17 protein-coding genes are annotated in these 16,574 nt (G+C 53.6%); 7 read left to right on the forward strand and 10 right to left on the reverse strand.

Translation table 11 applies throughout. The features are described from left to right. Positions 1-59: 59 nt before the first annotated feature. On the reverse strand, positions 60-887 hold the full coding sequence (locus B1C80_RS25755) for an RNA polymerase sigma factor (protein ID WP_077924064.1): 828 nt from the start codon (positions 885-887) through the stop codon (positions 60-62). Positions 888-926: 39 nt separating this feature from the next. Then, positions 927-1,919 (reverse strand): zinc-binding dehydrogenase, encoded by a 993-nt coding sequence (locus tag B1C80_RS25760; RefSeq protein ID WP_077924065.1) that lies wholly within the window; start codon positions 1,917-1,919, stop codon positions 927-929. Between the two features lie 555 nt (positions 1,920-2,474). Here B1C80_RS25760 and B1C80_RS25765 point away from each other — a divergent pair. The 5 genes from B1C80_RS25765 to arr all read left to right on the forward strand — a co-directional run bounded on the left by B1C80_RS25765 (position 2,475) and on the right by arr (position 5,413). Beyond that, positions 2,475-2,840 (forward strand): VOC family protein, encoded by a 366-nt coding sequence (locus tag B1C80_RS25765; protein ID WP_161492820.1) that lies wholly within the window; start codon positions 2,475-2,477, stop codon positions 2,838-2,840. A gap of 3 nt (positions 2,841-2,843) precedes the next feature. After that, positions 2,844-3,167, forward strand: coding sequence for a TfoX/Sxy family protein (locus B1C80_RS25770; protein WP_077924067.1), 324 nt, complete (start codon positions 2,844-2,846; stop codon positions 3,165-3,167). Positions 3,168-3,842: 675 nt separating this feature from the next. Beyond that, positions 3,843-4,103 (forward strand): hypothetical protein, encoded by a 261-nt coding sequence (locus B1C80_RS25780; RefSeq protein ID WP_077924069.1) that lies wholly within the window; start codon positions 3,843-3,845, stop codon positions 4,101-4,103. Between the two features lie 201 nt (positions 4,104-4,304). Next, the gene (locus tag B1C80_RS25785; RefSeq protein ID WP_077924070.1) at positions 4,305-4,895 is read left to right on the forward strand and encodes an HD family hydrolase; all 591 of its coding nucleotides are present in this window, start codon (positions 4,305-4,307) and stop codon (positions 4,893-4,895) included. Between the two features lie 71 nt (positions 4,896-4,966). Further along, complete coding sequence (gene arr / locus B1C80_RS25790) at positions 4,967-5,413, forward strand: NAD(+)--rifampin ADP-ribosyltransferase (RefSeq protein WP_077924071.1); 447 nt, start codon at positions 4,967-4,969, stop codon at positions 5,411-5,413. An 81-nt stretch (positions 5,414-5,494) separates the two neighbouring features. Here the strand turns inward: arr and B1C80_RS25795 are convergent, their stop codons facing one another. The 7 genes from B1C80_RS25795 to B1C80_RS25825 all read right to left on the reverse strand — a co-directional run bounded on the left by B1C80_RS25795 (position 5,495) and on the right by B1C80_RS25825 (position 13,654). Then, positions 5,495-6,268, reverse strand: coding sequence for a hypothetical protein (locus B1C80_RS25795; protein ID WP_077924072.1), 774 nt, complete (start codon positions 6,266-6,268; stop codon positions 5,495-5,497). A gap of 109 nt (positions 6,269-6,377) precedes the next feature. Then, complete coding sequence (gene glgB, locus B1C80_RS25800; RefSeq protein WP_077924073.1) at positions 6,378-8,441, reverse strand: 1,4-alpha-glucan branching protein GlgB; 2,064 nt, start codon at positions 8,439-8,441, stop codon at positions 6,378-6,380. Positions 8,442-8,506: 65 nt separating this feature from the next. Continuing rightward, the gene (locus tag B1C80_RS25805) at positions 8,507-9,355 is read right to left on the reverse strand and encodes an SDR family oxidoreductase (RefSeq protein ID WP_077924074.1); all 849 of its coding nucleotides are present in this window, start codon (positions 9,353-9,355) and stop codon (positions 8,507-8,509) included. A gap of 31 nt (positions 9,356-9,386) precedes the next feature. Next, positions 9,387-11,039: a putative maltokinase gene (locus tag B1C80_RS25810; protein WP_077924075.1), complete on the reverse strand. Its 1,653-nt coding sequence runs from the start codon at positions 11,037-11,039 to the stop codon at positions 9,387-9,389. 236 nt (positions 11,040-11,275) lie between these two features. After that, on the reverse strand, positions 11,276-11,509 hold the full coding sequence (locus B1C80_RS25815) for a hypothetical protein (protein ID WP_236648928.1): 234 nt from the start codon (positions 11,507-11,509) through the stop codon (positions 11,276-11,278). A gap of 73 nt (positions 11,510-11,582) precedes the next feature. Continuing rightward, positions 11,583-13,073 (reverse strand): S8 family serine peptidase, encoded by a 1,491-nt coding sequence (locus B1C80_RS25820; RefSeq protein WP_077924077.1) that lies wholly within the window; start codon positions 13,071-13,073, stop codon positions 11,583-11,585. A 179-nt stretch (positions 13,074-13,252) separates the two neighbouring features. Beyond that, a complete protein-coding gene (locus tag B1C80_RS25825) occupies positions 13,253-13,654 on the reverse strand; it encodes a hypothetical protein (protein ID WP_077924078.1) in 402 nt (133 codons plus the stop codon). Positions 13,655-13,913: 259 nt separating this feature from the next. Between B1C80_RS25825 and pgeF the strand changes: the two genes are divergently transcribed. Both pgeF and B1C80_RS25835 read left to right on the forward strand, forming a co-directional pair. After that, positions 13,914-14,720: a peptidoglycan editing factor PgeF gene (pgeF, locus tag B1C80_RS25830; protein ID WP_369822742.1), complete on the forward strand. Its 807-nt coding sequence runs from the start codon at positions 13,914-13,916 to the stop codon at positions 14,718-14,720. An 83-nt stretch (positions 14,721-14,803) separates the two neighbouring features. Continuing rightward, the gene (locus B1C80_RS25835; RefSeq protein ID WP_077924079.1) at positions 14,804-15,046 is read left to right on the forward strand and encodes a GlsB/YeaQ/YmgE family stress response membrane protein; all 243 of its coding nucleotides are present in this window, start codon (positions 14,804-14,806) and stop codon (positions 15,044-15,046) included. 84 nt (positions 15,047-15,130) lie between these two features. On the opposite strand, the gene B1C80_RS25840 is transcribed toward B1C80_RS25835, so the two are convergent. Beyond that, positions 15,131-16,300, reverse strand: coding sequence for an acyl-CoA dehydrogenase family protein (locus B1C80_RS25840; protein WP_077924080.1), 1,170 nt, complete (start codon positions 16,298-16,300; stop codon positions 15,131-15,133). Between the last annotated feature and the right edge of the window lie 274 nt (positions 16,301-16,574).

A 16,574-nucleotide genomic window follows, 5' to 3' on the forward strand; every position in this document is an offset into this window, starting at 1 on the left:
GAGCGAAAACGTCCAAGATAGGCAAAAGGGAACTGTAATGTGATGTACATCAAAATGGGCTACAGATCATCCATAACCTGTTTGCTACAACTTAATAAAATCTCCTGCAAATCAGATCCCGGAGACCGTAAGGGGTCAATCGCGTTAACAAGCCGGGTTCGGAGTGTGTAAAGCTCGCTCCTATTGAATTTTTTTGATCCTTTTACCAAAGCTAGTGATAGTAGCGCAGCCTGCTGGTTTTGCTTCGGGTTAAACCAGTGGTTGAGTTCAGAGCATTGATGGCAAACACCCGCTTTGTTTATCAATGAACAACGGTCATCGAATATGTCCATCATTGTTTTTCGGCCGTCCTGTAACAAATATTTAATTACCCCTTCCGTTTTACTCAAAATACGGCAAATATCAATAATTGGAAAATCGTACACGTCTTTCAGAATTATAGCCACTTGATTTTCAACAGTCAAATTTTTGGCTATGCAGGTGAAACAAGTATCAATGTGTTCTTTCATATCATAGCGCGCATCTGGTGCCGTTTCGTGAATTCGTACAATATTATTGTATAAATTACGATCAGCAAGTGTTTTGTTTTTCGCCTGTTCCAGTACATCGGAAGTCCAACGTTTTTTTATTTTCAATCGATTGTATGCCAAATTTGTGCCTATCTGAAATACCCATGTTTTTAAAGACGATTCGTTTTTGAAAGTTGACAATTTATCAAAAGCCTTGATAAAGGTGTCATGCGTCAAATCCTCAGCATCGTTTCGATTTGCCAATAGTCGGTATAAATAAGAACGTAACTGATCCTGAAAATTTAGAAAAAGGCTTTGAAACGCCTGAATATCCCCGTTCTGAGCGGCTCGTTGCCAGATTTGTTCCTGAGTTTCCATATATGAATTGAATTAGTGCCTGTCAGGCATCTGATCTATTTATGCCGTTAATACTACTTTTCCTGTTGTCATGCGGGCTTCAATCTGCCGATGGGCTTCAGCAACATCAGTTAACACAAAGGTTTTCGGTGTTTTAATTTTAAGTTGACCGCTCGCAATTTGGCCTATCACCATACCCAAAGCTTCCTGCCAAACCGACATTTGCGAAGTGATGTAAAACGCCAGATTAAATCCGGACTGAGTGATGTTTTCGTCCACAAAATACTCAGGATGAATTTGTCCCTGTACACCACTGGCACAACCGTAGACAATAAGATGGCCACCCTGAGCTAATGACCGAATCGTTTGCTCATAAACGGTACCACCAACCATCTCGAAGGCAATATCAACGCCTTTGCTTTGCGTAGCCTCCCTGACAGACTGCCCCCATTGTGGAACTGAATAATTCACCGTCACATCGGCCCCCAGTGCTTTAGCTACGGTCAATTTATCCTCTGAACTGGCGGCAGCGATAACAGTAGCCCCACCTTGTTTGGCTAACTGCACTAATAGTGAACCAATACCGCCAGCGGCTGCGGTAATCAATACAGTTTTCCCCTTAATTTCCTTCGCCAGTTGGCTTACCATGAGTTGGGCCGTACTGCCCTGTACAAAAATTCCCGTCGCTGCGGCATCGCTTATTGACGGTGGAAGAGGCACACAGAATTGAGCAGGCGCGCGGACATACTCACCATACCCTCCCCCAGAAGGTAGAATTGCGAGTACGCGGGTTCCAGGCTGAACAGTATCTGACACCTCCGGGCCAATGGACTCAACCACTCCAACAGCTTCTGCCCCTAATACGTAAGGCAACGGTGTGGGTTGGAAATACTGATTTTTCCGCCGAAGTATGTCTGAATAATTTACGCCAACGGCGCTTACCCGAATCAGAACTTCGCCAACTTCCGGTTGAACAAGCAGTGTTTCAACAACGTGTAAGACCTCGGGACTACCGTACTCTGTAATTACGATTTGTTTGAATATGTTTGTCATGCTACCTTATTATTGGATGATGTAGCTTTGACAACTGAGCCAAACGAAACGGATGAGAATAGAAGATTTTTGTTGACTGTGCTCGGCAAATCCGTATTGTCCGCTCCGCTTGGGTGGCCTGGTGAGCGACAGGCCGCAGGCCGCAAGGTCAGCGTTTTCAGCCCAACACCCACAGGTGTAAAGGCTCGCTTCGCTCACCATCAACACCTGTGGGTGTTGGGTGGTTGATTTGACAGAGTTTGCAGGGTAGCGTCCGGGCAACAGGGGGAAATCCTTTGATAATAAAAGGTTTATCTTCCGCGCCCAGCGTTATGGCGACAAAGTAAACGCCCCGGTCTAGCAGGTTTTGGTTGGTGGGGTTGCGCTCTGGCGATAGGCCAGCCGACCCGGCAAGATTCGGGCTTGGAAACAGGTAGAGCAATACAAAATGCGAACCGGGCCGGCGTATCGGTGGGTATTTTGTATTGAAAGTGCGGCAATCGGCGAGTTAGCGGTAAGCGTAAAAAACCAGCAACCATCAAAAAAATGAAAAATTAATAAATAAAAAGAAACAGTATGTTAGGCCTTAGAACAACAATTTACAAAGTTTCAGACATTCAAAAAGCGACAGAATGGTATTCAAACGCATTTGAAACTAATCCTTATTACAACGAACCCTATTACGTTGGTTTTAACATTAGAGGTTACGAACTTGGACTTCAGCCAGAAGAAAACCCGACATTTAATAAAGTTGAAAGTGTTGTTTCCTATTGGGGAGTAGAAAACATTCAAGCGACTTTTGACCGACTAATTGAATTAGGGGCGACCGAAAATGAAAAACCATATAGCGTTGGTGAAGATTTAATGACAGCGACTGTTAAAGACCCATTTGGAAACGTAATTGGGTTGATTTATAATCCTCACTTTCAGCTAAAAGATTAACCAATGGCATCCGACACAAGCTTTGTAGATTTTGTAGTAGACCAAATCAGAAATTCAGGAGAAATAACGGCTAAAAAGATGTTTGGTGAATACGGTATTTATTCAGAAGAAAAACTATTTGGGTTGATATGTGACAATAAACTATTTATTAAGCCAACCCCTTCAGGGCGAAAGTTTATAGGAAATGTTGTTGAAGCATCGCCTTATGAGGGAGCAAAGCCAAGTTTTTTAATAGAAGACAAAATTGAAGACAGCTCATGGTTAAGTGAATTAGTCAGAATATCATTGACTGAATTACCAGTACCTAAACCAAAAAAGAAAAAATGACAGTAGTGAAGCGAACGCCCCGGTTTGGATCAGCGCGTTGTTGTCTGCTCCGCGTGGGGTCATCTCGTACGGCAGGAAGCGCATCCTGAAGGAGAGTTTTTAGTCCGACCAAACAGGGGTGTAAAAGTTGCGAGTTATTACTGTTCAGGGACGTAGTGTTCTCCACCATCAACCCCTTTCGGGCGTTGGATGGACCGTTCGTCAAATGTTCGTGTGCCCGCGTTCGTGCAACAGGAAGGTAGACCTGAACACATCTTCATCGTAGACAAAGTAGTAATGAACACCAGATTGATATTATTAGGATTTAGCTTGCTATTGATAGTTGTCTCTTTTGGGGCTGGTCGTAGTGAATTTGACATTCAGCTTTATGACACGTATTACGTCATCGGCTGGGGAATTCTGCTAAGGGGGGTAGGTTTGTTATGTTTCCTGATAGGAGCAATTCACTATTTGCTTGCCCGTTGGGTTAACCGGTAGTGATGCTCTAAGTAGTTAGCTGGCGGGGTTTGAAAGTCGCAGGCGGTCCTGGCTTACGAAGGCACGCTTCGGGAGGTCGCGCTTTTAAGCTCGGTGCGATATAGATGACGGTTCCAGGTAAGGCCGGATTAGCCAGGAAGAGTTCCGATAACGGACTATACACCCGATAAATAACGTTGATTTTGCTACATTAGCTGTATGAAAAGCCCGACAATTCAGGAGATGAGCAACGAGGCTTTGCTCAAACGGAAAAAGACAACCGAAGTCGTAACCGCTGCGCTCGCTGGGTTACTCTCGCTATTGCTACTGGCAGCGCTTTTTTTGTGCTTCAATCAGCAGGCTTCCATCGGACTCCCCCTGCTGATGATTCCTCTGGCCCTGTCTTCGGTTCTTTATATCAACATAAATGATGTGAGAGTTGTCAAGAAGGAGCTACAAGCGCGGAACCAGATGCTTTGACCTCGCGTCTCGCTGTTACTGGCCGGCTTCCCGACCCTGGCTCGACCGAACAGGAAGCAAAGGGTAGAGACAATATGCGCAACCAGGTAGCTCGCTTAGCGTCAACATCCGTTGCATCGGCCAATGGTTCAGGCCGGTTAGCCGGCAGATGTGGTTGACATCGTCATTGGATCAGACAATCAGAATTACTTATTACTCAGCATGGAGACTAGCGATCTGGTAAAGCAAATCGACTTTATCAAGGAGATTGACAAACTCAAATACATACAGCGTAAAACAAAGCTGTTTAATAGCGACAGACCCGAAAACGATGCTGAGCACAGCTGGCATCTGGCCATGATGACCATTGTGCTGGCCGGGCATTCCGATGGTCCGATTGACGTACTGAAAGTCATCAAAATGGTATTGATTCATGACATTGTCGAGATCGATGCGGGTGATACGTTCATTTATGACACGCAAAAAAATCACACGAACACCAACGAAGAGTTAGCGGCAGCCCGACGAATCTTCGGGCTGTTGCCACAAAAGCAGACCGATGAGTTTATAGCAATCTGGGAGGAGTTTGAGGAGGGGCTGACGCCTGAAGCGAAATTTGCCCGAGCCATGGACCGGTTTGAACCGCTGCTCCAGAATACCTCAAACAATGGTGGAACCTGGGCGGAGTTCGACGTCAGGTATCAAAAGGTATACGACAAGAAAAAAGCGATCAAAAACGGGTCGACAACCGTTTGGAAGTACGCCGAGGCCCTAATCAACGAGAGTGTTGAGAAGGGCATTCTGAAGAAGTAGTACCCAACATGGGGCCTGAATGCCACGTCACGAGAAGGTTAAAATCAACCAGTGCTTCTCAACGCCCGATTATGGAAGACACGCAGCGCGACTCGAAAACGACAGCCCCTTTTCACAGCCCATTTGCACAGACATACCTGCACGGCACCCGAGCCGATCTGAAGGTAGGTGACTATATACAGGTGGGCTTCAACTCAAATTATGCTCAGTACGGTAAGCTGAACCACATCTACCTGACCGCAACGCTCGACGCGGCTGTCTGGGGCGCCGAACTCGCATCTGGCGAGGGCCGCGAACGGATCTATCTGGTAGAACCAACGGGACCGATCGAAGATGATCCGAATCTGACCAACAGGAAGTTTCCCGGTAATCCGACGATGGCGTATCGCTCCGTGCATCCCTTTAAAGTCGTTGGGGAGGTTACGCTCTGGCAGGGACACTCCCCCGAACAGGTTAAAGCCATGAAAGACGGATTGGCCAAACTGAGGGAGCAGGGGCTGGATACCATAGAGAATTAAACGTGGCCCGCTCCATAAACGAAACAACTAAAAAAAGGGACGGTGCCAAACCGTCCCTTCTGTGTTTCTGATGGAAGGGTGTCAGTAAAAGATCGGGAACGTCAGGGCCAGATAAGGCATGCCCGCGCGGTGCCGGAAGCGGTTGTTGTCGGCAATGACGTCGCGGTTCTGAACGGTTGCTTCGGTGGTAAGCCACTGGTAGCCGAGTTTCACGCCCAGGCGCTGCGACACGCTGATCCGGGCGTATACCTCGGTCGAGAGGGTGCCGATATCATTATCGCCCAGCAGCCTCAGGTTAACCCGGCTAGGGTACGACCGCTGAAAGGTGTTGGCTCCCTGGAAGAAGACATTCGCCGAATCGCTGCCCGAAGCGCTCTGTATGGTAAACTGACCTGTAGACGAGCGGTAACGCCCCGTGCGCCAGCGGCCCAGCGTGAGGCCCAGCAGGTCGGCACTGGCTCCCAGGGTTACCCGCCCGAGGTTGACCTGGGCCCGAACGCCTACGTTCAGCGAGGTGGCGGTAATGTAATCATAACGAACGGTGTCTACATTCCGCACCACGAGCGGAGCTCCCAGCGCTTCGAAACCGGTTTTCTCGCGCGTGAGCCGGGCCGGAGCCGTGTAGTAATTGAGGTTATCTCCGTAGAAGGCGCCAAGCCGTAGTGTCCACCCCAGGGAGAAGAGCTTTCGTTCGCCGATGTTGATGAGTTGATAATAAGCAAGCGAGGGGTTATAATGATCTTTCGAGTAGGCCATGCCCAGATCATATCCGCTGTTCAGGCGGGCTGCCACCGGCGACTGGGCAAAACTTTGAACGGATAGCAGGAGAAACAAACCAGCAAAAACTGTCTTCATGCGGGCAAAGATAGAGAAAGCGAATAAACAGAAGAAGGAGGACACAAAGAAGGGAGCTAACGGTCTGCTCTTCTCGGTGTCCTCCTTCGGCCTTTGCAGGAGCGGGTGTTTACTGGCTAATCTTCAGCACCACCGCCCCCAGCGGAGGCACGTTAAGCCGGATCGACTGCTGCCGACCCTGCCAGGGCTGCTCTTCGCTGCCGATGGTTCCTTCGTTTTGTACGCCACTTCCATAAAACTCCCGTGCATCGGAGTTGAAAATCTCTTTATACGAACCCGCCGACGGTACCCCGATGCGGTAATCGCCACGCGGAATCGGGGTCATGTTCAGGACAATCAGCAGCGTATCGGCCGGATTTTCACCCTTCCGGGCGTAGGTGATGACGCTGTTCTCACGATCTGTCGTGTCGATCCATTCGAAGCCGTTGGCCGTGAAATTGCGGTCGAACAGCGCTGGCTCGGTGCGGTACAGGTTGTTGAGCGCCTTGACGCAGGCCGCCATACCCTGGTGCGGAGCAAACTCCAGCAGGTGCCAGTCGAGGCTGGCGTCGAACTTCCACTCCGATGTCTGCCCAAACTCGCCACCCATGAACAGCAGCTTGGTGCCTGAGTGGGTAAACATGTAGCTGAACAGCAACCGTAAGTTGGCGAACCGCTGCCACTCGTCGCCGGGCATCTTGCCGACCAGCGAGTGTTTTCCGTACACGACCTCATCGTGGGAGAGCGGCAGCATGAAGTTTTCGGTGAAGGCGTAAACCGTGCTGAACGTCAGCTCGTCCTGGTGGAACTTGCGGAAGGCGGGGTCGCGCTCGAAGTAACGAAGCGTATCGTTCATCCAGCCCATCATCCATTTCATGCCAAAGCCCAGTCCGCCCGTAAATACCGGTCTCGACACGCCGGGGAAAGCCGTCGACTCTTCGGCAATGGTCTGTACGTCGGGGTAGTTGAGGTAAACGGCTTCGTTGATCTCTTTGAAGAGCGAGATGGCATCGAGGTTTTCGCGACCGCCAAATACGTTCGGCTCCCACTCGCCCGCATTGCGCGAGTAATCGAGATAAAGCATCGACGCGACCGCATCGACCCGAAGGCCGTCGGCATGGCACCGGTCAAGCCAGAAGAGGGCGTTGCTCAGCAGGAAGGAGCGCACTTCGGGCCGGCCGTAATTAAAAATATAGCTTTTCCAGTCGGGATGATAGCCTTTGCGCGGGTCGGGGTGCTCGTACAGGTGCGACCCGTCGAATTCGTACAGCCCGTGGGCATCGCCGGGAAAGTGGCTCGGTACCCAGTCCAGCAATACGCCGATTCCGGCCTGGTGGAGCCGCTCGACCAGGCGCATGAAATCCTGGGGAGTGCCGAAGCGGCTGCTGGGGGCGTAGTAGCCCGTAATCTGGTAACCCCACGACGGGGCGTAGGGATACTGCATCACCGGCATGAACTCGACATGGGTGAAGCCCATGTCCTGCACGTACGGCACCAGCGCATCGGCTATCTCGCCATAGCTCAGCTCCCGTTCGGGGTCCGACGGGTCGCGCTTCCACGAGCCGAGGTGAACCTCATAGACCGAAACGGGCGCGTTGAGCGCGTTTTTGGCTTTTCGGTTTGCCATCCAGTCGCCATCCTGCCATTCGTAGTAGGTATCCCGAACAATGGAAGCCGTACGGGGTGGTACTTCCCAGAAGTGGGCATAGGGGTCTCCTTTTTCAAGCTCGCGGCCGCCTTCGTGGACGATGAAATATTTGTAGGATTCGCCACTGCCGATATGCGGAACAAAAATTTCCCAGATACCCGACGAGTCCCAGCGAACGTTCATGGGGTGGCTGCCCCGGTCCCAGCCGTTGAAGTTACCGATGACGGCTACGTACCGGGCCGACGGAGCCCACACGGCGAAGTAGGTGCCTGTAACGCCATTGTGTTCAACCACGTGCGAGCCGAACTTTTCGTACAGCCGCTGGTGCTTGCCCGAGCGGAACAGGTGTATATCGAAATCAGTGAAGCGAGAGTAAGGCCCGGTTTCGGTGGGCGGCTGGCCGACGGGATCGGCCTGAACCGGTACCTCCGGCGCGTTGATCGATTCGGTGATGGGGTCGCTTTTTTTGGCCGAACGGGAACGGGTCGGCCGGGGCGTATTGGAGGAATCAGACGTTGATTCGGAAGAAGTTGTGCGTTTTGCCATTGGGTATACGAATCGGATTACGTACGTTGTTGAACGCGATCAGGGCCGGAAAGTTAGAAAAAATCTTAGCCTTCCGTACTAAACGCTTTTTCGATCTGGCTCTTCATCAGCCCGACATAGGCAGTCGGAAACAAACGGGTCAGCCGCTCGATCAGGTAGGCATCGGCCCCGATCAGAACCCGGGCTTTGTTTTTCCGGACGCCGTTCCAGATCACCCGGGCGGCTTCGTCGGGGGTGGTTCGGGCGGCTTTCTCGAAACTGGCGGCTCCCTGTTTATGCATGGCTTCGGTAACGAACGTTCCTTTGCCGACGCGGGCGCTGCTGGCAATGTTGGTTTTGATGCCGCCCGGGTGTACGCAGGTTACCCGAACCGGGGTGTCGAGCAGCTCCATGCGCAGCACGTCTGAAAAGCCCCGAACGCCGAACTTAGCCGTACAGTAGGCCGACTGGTTCATGACGCCCGCCAGGCCGAATACGCTCGATATGTTGACGATATGACCGGCCGGGCCATCCGCGCGGCTCGCATCCAGCATATACGGCAGAAAGGCTTTGGTCATCCGGATAACGCCCCAGAGGTTGATACTGAGCAGCCACTCGAAATCGTCCAGGTCGGTTTCGCTGAACGGGCCGCTGCCCAGGGCTACCCCGGCATTGTTGACCAGAATGAGTTTACGCCCGTCCAGAACCGGAATGGTTTCGGCGGCAAACGCCCGAATCGCGCCGGCGTCCGAAACGTCCAGCCGGGCCGTTGTAACCGCACCGGTCGACAAGGCTTTGGTCTCGGCCAGACCGGCTTCGTTGAGGTCGGTGGCCAGCACAGCGGCTCCCTGCGCTGCGGCCTGAATCGTGAGCTGGCGGCCAATCCCTGACCCGGCTCCGGTAATAAGGACGATGGTGTTCTGAAACGGATTCAAGTGTACGGTATGGGTTTAGGACGAACTACGATCAGCTAGGCTTCCCCTGCAAAAGCCCTGTTTGCAGCATGGGTACGTCGGGTATGAGGTCGCCGTCGCTAAGCCGGATTTTTTCGATCTCGCGTACCACGTCAATAATACCTTTAAGCGGAATTTTTACCCAGGAGGGTCGGTAGCTGATTTCATAGCCCAGCTCGTACACGGCTTTTTCGAGCAGGTAGATCAGCAGCAGGAAGTTGATCTCGTTGTTGTTCTTGAAGAGCGGGTGGGGCGCGCCAAAGGTGTCGAGGTAAGCATCCAGAAACGTATCCCGAATCAGGTAAAACCAGCGGTCCGACACCCGTTGCAGATGGTCGGGGTCGATGCCTTCGGTTTCGGCGGAGTTGAAGAGCTTGGCCGACACGGCGTAATGGTACGACCGGATCATGCCCGCCACGTCTTTTAGGGGCGAGTGTTTTATTTTTCGTTCGCTGATGCTGCTCTCCGGTTCGCCCTCGAAGTCGATCAGCACGAAGTCCGACTCCGTAGCTAGCACCTGTCCGAGGTGATAATCGCCGTGAATCCGGATGCGGAGCGAGTCGAGGGGGCGCGTGCGAAAATCGTCGACGAAGGCGTCGATCATCTCTTTGGCCTCCATAAATACCCAGGCCAGCCGCTGCGCCTGTGCGTCGAGCCGGGTGTAGTTGTCGATCAGCAGGGCATACCGGCGGTCGAGCAGGTCTTCGAAACGCCGGATCAGGAAGTCGCGGTACTCATTGGTGAACGGTTCCGGGGCGAAGGCCGGGTTGGCCGGTTCGTTGGGCCGGTCGGGTTTGTAGAGGGCGCAGTGCATTTCGCCGGTTCGTCGGCCCAGCAGTTCTACTTTGTCGAATACGTCTTCGCGGATGGCGAACAGGCGCTGTGGTACGGCGTACAGGAAGTCGTTCAGGTAATCGCCCGTTTGTGCCCAGGAGTCTTTATCGTTCGGCACCATACGCTGTACCATCCCGAGGGTTATATCGGTTTCGGGCCGCTGCCAGACCAGGCTACCGCCAAAGGCCGGGATATGGGCAAACTCGCTCTCGTCGGTCAGGAAGGCGACCATCTCGACTTCCGGATTGGTTTCGTTGAAGAGCTTGCGGTATAGCTTCAGGAAGTACTTGCCCCCGAACGTCATGGCCGAGTTACTCGAGTCGACGGGCAACACCTGGGAGGGCAGGCTGGCATCGCCGTCGGCCAGTCCCTTCCCGCGGTGAAACGCCAGCGTACCCTCGGACTGGGCTATCGTCTGGTTGGCGTATATGGCCGAAAACAAGGCCGTTCGGAAGCGCTCGTCGTAAATGGCGTCGATCAGCGTACCGGGCTGACCGGCCAGGGTGACGGCACCGATGCGGCCCTTGTCGGGTACGGCCTCCAGCGCGGGTGAGTCCTCGGGCAGGAACGCCAGCGGAAGCTGGTAGCTTTCCGGGATGCCGTCGGCGTAGGTAGCTTCCAGAATGAGCAGATACGCTACGGAATCGTCTGGCAGCGGCAGGGTGTGAACCGTTTGTACGGAGCAGCCCGTCTGCTGCCGGGCTTTACCGGCAAACCAGCGGCAGGTGTTGATGTACGGCAGTAAGAGTTGAGCCAGATCAGCCCGGAATTGAGTATCGGTAGCCAGGTCGGGCCAGGCGGTGGTTGAGGAGATAGACGGCGTACTAGACATACTGGATAAGGCGCTGGCCGACCGGAGTCTGCACAACGGTTATGGGCTGATCAACGAGTGGCGGGCAGCCGGGCCTGAGCCGCGGGTCTGTGCCAGTCAGTCAACGGTTGTAAGTAAATAATTTCTTGAATATACAACAAACGCGACAGCCCAATGTTAGCCCGACCTGGGCAGTGGCCGGCTACCAGAAAAAAAGCCAGCCTCCGTATGCAGAAGACTGGCTTGGTATCAATGAGTTATTTCTTGTACGGCCGGGGCGGTTTTTGAACCTTGGGTCGGGTAGTTGGTACGGCGTAGTGGGTTTCTTTTTTAACGGTCCAGTCGGTCAGTCGGCGGGTTAGCTCATAAACGGCTTCCTCTTCGTTGACTTCGACCAGCAGCGTTTTTCGACTCGAATCGACCACGTTCGACTTGGCCCGGATCAGCCGGATATCATCGGCAGGCAGGGGCGGGGTGCCCTTAAAATTCAAGATATATCTGTCCTGCGCCATAGTCCTGATTGTCATTGGGTTGCAAACTGTTTGCATAGATAGCCAACAAAACTTACACAAACAACATTCCAATCCCTTCGAAGGTTGGTCCGAAACCCAGTGTTTTTACTTTCGTAGCCAGCAGGCGGACAATGGCTTCGGCCCGGGCAGCTGTACGGGGCATGTTCAAGATATCGGGTTCGGCCGAGAGCAGCCGTGCCGCGATACCTGTTGCCAGCGGGCAGGCCATACTCGTACCACTGAGCGGAGCATAGCCCCCCGGCACCGTTGAGACGATCCCTACGCCCGGCGCAATGAAATCGACTTCGGGACCAATGTTGGAAAAGGCGGCTACGAAATTTTTGCGGTCGGTCCCGAAAGGAGCCTCTACGTTTGGCGCGTCGGTCGTGTTGGCCGGAAACGTGCCTTTGCGCCCCATGGCCCCAACCGCCAGGGCCAGCGAGTAAGAAGCCGGAAAGCTGACCGGTTGCCGGCCATCATTGCCGGTCGCTACGAAACAGACAACCCCGTTCGCGTGCGCATAGCTGATGGCATCTTCGGTAGCATCGTCTGATGCACCACCTCCCAGGCTCATATTAATCAGGTCGCAGCCGTCGGCCACGGCTTGTTCAATGGCCTTGATGATCGCAAAGTTGGACGCTCCCTGGCTGCTCCGGCCAAATACGCGGTATACATACAGCGAGACGTTGGGTGCTACGCCCCGGAGGCTGTCTGGCGGGGTGCCCTGTCCGGCAATAATGCCCGATACGTGGGTGCCGTGCTCATCGATATCGGCATAATCATCGGGGTCATCGCCGGTTACGGTACAGGCTCCCCCTTTAATGATCAGATCGGGGTGGGGGCCGGCACCGGTGTCGATAACCGCTACTTTTACCTGCCGGCCATTGGGGTCTCCTGCCGGCGCGGGCGGGTAAAAATAGGTTTTAGCGTCGGTATAGTCGGGGGTAACGGGCTGAATCGGAAAGACCTCGTTGTTGGTCAGCATCAGGTTTTGCTTCCAGAAACTCCAGTACCCCACTTTAGGATACACGAAGAGTTGATCGATAGGTCGGTTGCCAACGCTGTTGAAACGAACAACGCCCTGCGCGTTCGAGACCGCCTGTTCGCCTTCCCGCTCGTCAAAGTTGGTAAAGGCAATGACCGTGGCACCCGCAATGGGGACATTGGTTTTGGCGGCCCGCAGCACAATCCGCACCGCCGTACGAACCTGGTTGGCCAGCGGAGCCGGTTTGTTGCGGACTTCGTGCTGCCAGCGCTGTGGATAGTAAAACACTTCCGGAACAAAGCGAAGGCCCGGTAGCTGAGCCCGCAGGTCGGGCAGTTCGGACTCGGGCAGCCGGATGAGCTTGATATCGCCCCGTTCGGTCGAGTCCAGCACCACCGCCTGGTCGGGCAGGCTACCGTCCAGCAGGGTGTTGAGGTGGGTGTTGGGGGTGAGTCTGGCGTACTGAACCTGCGTTTCTGAAACCGGATGATTGTTTGAAAAATGAACGCCGATAGCGGGGAGGATAACGTAATTCTGGTAGCGGGGCGGTTTGTCCATAACGCGTATACAGGTTGACGAGCGGTCAGAGATGGGCAACTTAGACAGCACAAGTAACGTATTTATGGGCAGAAACAGTACCAAAAATGATACGCTACACCTCGAATTGGGCCTTTTTTGCCATAAAAAAGCCGGACTGGGTGATCAGTCCGGCGGTCGGGGCCAGTGGGCGGTTCGCATCAGTTGGCGGCCAGCAGCTGAATGTTGACAATCCGTTGTTGCTGCGCGTTGATGACGACTGTCTGTCGGGTGGTTTCAACGCCGTTGGTCATCTCCAGTTCGTAGGTACCGTTTTCCAGTTCGGACAAATCCAGACGGGTGCGGTAGCGGGTTTCGTTCCGGCCCAGGCGTTCGCTGTACAGTACGGTACCTTTGGCATCCTTGAGCCGAACGTCGACCGTACCGCCGGTTTGTTTGTCGAGCGAAATGTGCAGTTTGCCACTGGGTGTGCTGTAAACACCCGTTTTAAAGGAAGCTGCGGCCGTAGGGCGAACAATGGGTTTTGTTTCGGCCAGTGATACCGATGCCGTAGCGATGCCTGTCAGGAGCGTTAGAGCCAGTGATTTGATGAGGGTTTTCATAGCTTTTGTTGTTTGTGTTCAGCAGCCGGGTTTGTCTCGGTTGGTGAAACAAAGATATAGGCACCGAACAGTACTATGCATTACAAACTAGCGGAATGGTCGATAGACGGGATGAGTGGTTTGAGGCCTGTCAAGTTGCGCAGCAGTCAGCCCGGTTCGATGCGGTACAAACCCGGCAGCCGGTCGCCGTACGGGAGCAAAGCTGTCCGGATCATTAGGTAAACTAACCGATTTCGTACATTTCGGGCGTTAACGGCCTATGGCGAACCCGTCTGGTTTGCAGATGAGCAACATGATCAATCAACCAACTACGACAGAAACCCCGCTGTATCGAAAACCAGCGTTGTTTGCCCGGTTCGATGCGCTGGTATCGGCCGAGAGTACCCGGCATGGCGGTGTAAGCCCGGCTCCGTTTGCTTCCCTGAATCTGGGTATCAATACCGACGATTTGCCCGCCCATGTGGAGGAGAACCGGCGTCGCTTCTTCCAGCACATCGGCGCCACCGATCTGGGATTTGCGTCTGCTCACCAGATCCACGGCACCGATGTGCTGTATGCCACCGAGCCGGGTCGGTATACCGGATACGACGCGCTAATCACGAACGTACCGGGGCTGCTGGTAGGCGTTACGGTAGCTGACTGCGTGCCGATCCTGCTCTACGACCCCCGGCATAGGGCCGTAGCGGCTGTTCATGCGGGCTGGCGCGGTACCGTGGGCCGTATTGTCGTGAAAACGCTGGCCGCTATGACTGACCAGTTCGGTACCGACCCGGCCGATTGTTATGGATATATAGGTACCTGTATCGATGCCTGCTCGTTTGAGGTGGGGCCGGAGGTGGCTGATCAGTTTGCCGCCGATTTCGTACAGGTGCAACCCGAGACACAGCGCCCGGCTGTCGATCTGAAAGCGGCCAATCGGCAACAGCTGATTGAGGCCGGTTTGCCGGCTGACCAGATCGAGCTGTCTCCCTTCTCGACGGTAACCCACCGGGCCGACTACTTCTCGTACCGGGCCGAGAAGGGGCAAACGGGGCGTATGCTCGCGGTCATTGGATCGGTCTCTTAAACAAAGTTAGAGGTCCCATGTTAAGTATGTGTTTGACACAAACAACTTTTACTCAACGCATAATAAACCAAACACACAAGACCATGGGTATCCTAGTTTCAATCCTGGTGGGTGCGGTAGCTGGCTGGCTGGCCGACCTTGTTTTTAAACGGTTCTCGTTTTCGCTGCTCGTCGAAATTCTGCTCGGTATTGCCGGTGGATTCGTTGGCGGATGGATTTTTGGCCGCGACGGTGGTATCATTGATCAGATTCTGACCGCGTTTGTAGGGGCAGTTATTATCCTCGGGGTTGCGGCTCTGATCAAAGGCTCGCGCCGGACGGTATAATAAAGACTATAACAGGCAGCGGGGTCAACAAGAAGCAGGATACGGCACATTCCTCTTCTTGTTGACCCCGCTGCTGTTTTCAGACTATTTCAGGATCTGGCGGGAGATCACAACCTTCTGGATTTCGCTGGTGCCTTCGCCAATGGTACACAGCTTGGCATCGCGGTAGAACCGCTCGGCCGGGAAATCTTTCGTATAGCCATAACCGCCAAATATCTGAACGGCTTCGTTGGCAACCCGCACCGCCGTCTCCGACGCAAACAGCTTGGCCATGGCCGACTCTTTCGTTACGGTCTTACCTTCGTCTTTGAGATCCGCTGCCTGGTAGGTCAGCAGTTTGGAGGCCTCGATTTCGGTAGCCATATCGGCTAGTTTGAACCCAATGGCCTGGAAGCTGGCAATCGGCTTGCCGAACTGTTCGCGCTCTTTGGCATACGCTACTGCGGCATCGTAGGCTCCGTAGGCAATTCCCAGACTCAGAGCCGCGATCGAAATACGCCCGCCATCGAGCACTTTCAGCGATTGAACAAAGCCGTCGCCTACTTCGCCGAGCCGCTGGCTGTCTGGTATCCGGCAGTCCTGAAACAGCATCTCGGCTGTTTCGGAAGCGCGCATGCCCAGTTTATCTTCTTTTCGTCCACCCGTGAAACCGGGCGTACCCCGCTCAACCACAAAGGCCGTAGCGTTATGGGGAGCGTTCGGTTCGCCGGTGCGCGCAATCACTACGGCCAGGTTACCGCTCTTGCCGTGGGTGATGAAGTTCTTGGCCCCGTTGAGGACCCACTCGTCGCCGTCGCGAACCGCCGTTGTGCGCATGTTGCCCGCATCGGAGCCGGTATTGGGCTCGGTAAGGCCCCAGGCTCCGATCCATTCTCCGCTGGCCAGCCGGGGCAGGTAGGCCTGCTTCTGCTCGCTGTTACCGAATAATAAAATGTGGTTGGTGCAGAGCGAATTGTGGGCGGCCATCGACAGGCCAATCGAGCCATCGACCCGCGACAGTTCAACAATAGCGGCTACGTATTCGCGGTAGCCGAGCCCGGCTCCGCCGTATTCGGCCGGCACGAGCATACCCATCAGGCCCTGCTCGCCCAACAGGCGAAACAGATCGGCCGGGAAATGCTGGGTCTCGTCCCACTGGCGACTGTTTGGGCGGATATGACGCTCACTGATGTCACGGACGGCCTGGATAATGAGCTGCGACAGTGCCGTTCGCTCAGATGTACTAACTTGGTTTTCTACAATTTCACTGACCATAAGTGCAGTTCCTGGTTTTATCGGTTTGTTGTTGAAGCTATCCTTAAAACGGATAAATACAATCGCTTCTTATCTAACCACCATGTAGGCAAAATGGATACCAGAATTGAGACATTTTTCACGGAAAATACGAGTCCGAGTCGTTCTGATTACCAATAACTTACCCACTGGCTCAGGTCATACGGGATAAAGCACCATACCGGGAGCAGTCAATCAGGTCTATAAGTTTAGCTGCAATAGTTAGTATTCGTATGGAAACGTAGCGTATTATTAA

Source organism: Spirosoma sp. 209 (genome assembly GCF_002006735.1).
Taxonomy (GTDB): domain Bacteria; phylum Bacteroidota; class Bacteroidia; order Cytophagales; family Spirosomataceae; genus Spirosoma; species Spirosoma sordidisoli.

Coding starts and splice junctions, on each gene's coding strand:
- B1C80_RS25755 (WP_077924064.1), bottom strand. CDS start 887: ATGGAAACTCAGGAACAAATCTGGCAACGAGCCGCTCAGAACGGGGAT.
- B1C80_RS25760 (WP_077924065.1), bottom strand. CDS start 1,919: ATGACAAACATATTCAAACAAATCGTAATTACAGAGTACGGTAGTCCC.
- B1C80_RS25765 (WP_161492820.1), top strand. CDS start 2,475: ATGTTAGGCCTTAGAACAACAATTTACAAAGTTTCAGACATTCAAAAA.
- B1C80_RS25770 (WP_077924067.1), top strand. CDS start 2,844: ATGGCATCCGACACAAGCTTTGTAGATTTTGTAGTAGACCAAATCAGA.
- B1C80_RS25780 (WP_077924069.1), top strand. CDS start 3,843: ATGAAAAGCCCGACAATTCAGGAGATGAGCAACGAGGCTTTGCTCAAA.
- B1C80_RS25785 (WP_077924070.1), top strand. CDS start 4,305: ATGGAGACTAGCGATCTGGTAAAGCAAATCGACTTTATCAAGGAGATT.
- arr (WP_077924071.1), top strand. CDS start 4,967: ATGGAAGACACGCAGCGCGACTCGAAAACGACAGCCCCTTTTCACAGC.
- B1C80_RS25795 (WP_077924072.1), bottom strand. CDS start 6,268: ATGAAGACAGTTTTTGCTGGTTTGTTTCTCCTGCTATCCGTTCAAAGT.
- glgB (WP_077924073.1), bottom strand. CDS start 8,441: ATGGCAAAACGCACAACTTCTTCCGAATCAACGTCTGATTCCTCCAAT.
- B1C80_RS25810 (WP_077924075.1), bottom strand. CDS start 11,039: ATGTCTAGTACGCCGTCTATCTCCTCAACCACCGCCTGGCCCGACCTG.
- B1C80_RS25820 (WP_077924077.1), bottom strand. CDS start 13,073: ATGGACAAACCGCCCCGCTACCAGAATTACGTTATCCTCCCCGCTATC.
- B1C80_RS25825 (WP_077924078.1), bottom strand. CDS start 13,654: ATGAAAACCCTCATCAAATCACTGGCTCTAACGCTCCTGACAGGCATC.
- pgeF (WP_369822742.1), top strand. CDS start 13,914: ATGGCGAACCCGTCTGGTTTGCAGATGAGCAACATGATCAATCAACCA.
- B1C80_RS25835 (WP_077924079.1), top strand. CDS start 14,804: ATGGGTATCCTAGTTTCAATCCTGGTGGGTGCGGTAGCTGGCTGGCTG.
- B1C80_RS25840 (WP_077924080.1), bottom strand. CDS start 16,300: ATGGTCAGTGAAATTGTAGAAAACCAAGTTAGTACATCTGAGCGAACG.